At 49.3% G+C, this 1,151-nt stretch carries 1 rRNA gene; it reads right to left on the reverse strand.

The features are described 5' to 3' along the window. Positions 1–951 (reverse strand): 23S ribosomal RNA (locus NG798_RS27090); the annotation flags it as partial. Positions 952–1,151: the final 200 nt, after the last annotated feature.

The raw sequence follows: 1,151 nt of genomic DNA on the forward strand, positions 1-1,151 counted from the left end.
TACCTCCGGTATTCTGAGTTTGTCTCGATTTGGTACCGCTCTCGCAGCCCGCACCGAAACAGTGCTTTACCCCCGGATTTAAACTTCTACCGCTGTGCCTCAACACATTTCGAGGAGAACCAGCTAGCTCCGCGTTCGATTGGCATTTCACCCCTAACCACACCTCATCCGCCGATTTTTCAACATCGGTCGGTGCGGACCTCCACGCGGTGTTACCCGAGCTTCATCCTGGACATGGTTAGATCACGCGGGTTCGGGTCTGCAAATACTGATCAAGCGCCCTATTCAGACTCGCTTTCGCTGTGGCTCCGGCTATATGGCCTTAACCTACCAGTACCTGCAACTCGCCGGCTCATTCTTCAACAGGCACACGGTCACTCGTTAAATCGAGCTTCCATTGCTTGTAAGCAAGTGGTTTCATGTTCTATTTCACTCCCCTTGCGGGGTTCTTTTCACCTTTCCCTCGCGGTACTGTTTCGCTATCGGTCACGCAGTAGTATTTAGCCTTACGAGATGGTCCTCGCTGATTCACACGGGATTCCACGTGCCCCGTGCTACTCGGGATCCAGCTAGGGAACAAACGCTTTTCGACTACAGGACTTTTACCTTCTGTGGTGCTATTTTCAGTAGCTTCGTCTAAGTTTTGTTCGCCCGTGATGCTGTCCCACGACCCCACTGGAAATTTCCGGTGGTTTAGGCTCTTCCCGCTTCGCTCACCGCTACTAGGGGAATCTCTTTTGATTTCTTTTCCTCGGGCTACTAAGATGTTTCAGTTCGCCCGGTTGGCTCATACCTGTCTATGTATTCAACAGGCTGTGTTTAGGGTTGCCCCATTCGGATATCTCCGGCTCAGTGCTTACTTCCAGCTCCCCGGAGCGTTTCGTCGGTCGTCACGTCCTTCATCGCCTCTGCGTGCCAAGGTATCCACCACTAGCTCTTTGTAGCTTGACCTTAATACATTTTTGGATTGTCAAATGAAGAAATTTTTGATGAATTGGATTGCTCAAATTCATCGGAATCCCTACAATTTTCTGTTGCTATGCAGTTTTCAAGGTTCTTACTGGTTACTCACCAGCATTCTCTAAGTGTTTAAGCTTTGGAGGTGCTGAAGAGTTTTTTTGGCTCGGTCTTTTATTCTAACACACTTTTTT

This window comes from Ancylothrix sp. D3o (assembly GCF_025370775.1).
Classification (GTDB): domain Bacteria; phylum Cyanobacteriota; class Cyanobacteriia; order Cyanobacteriales; family Oscillatoriaceae; genus Ancylothrix.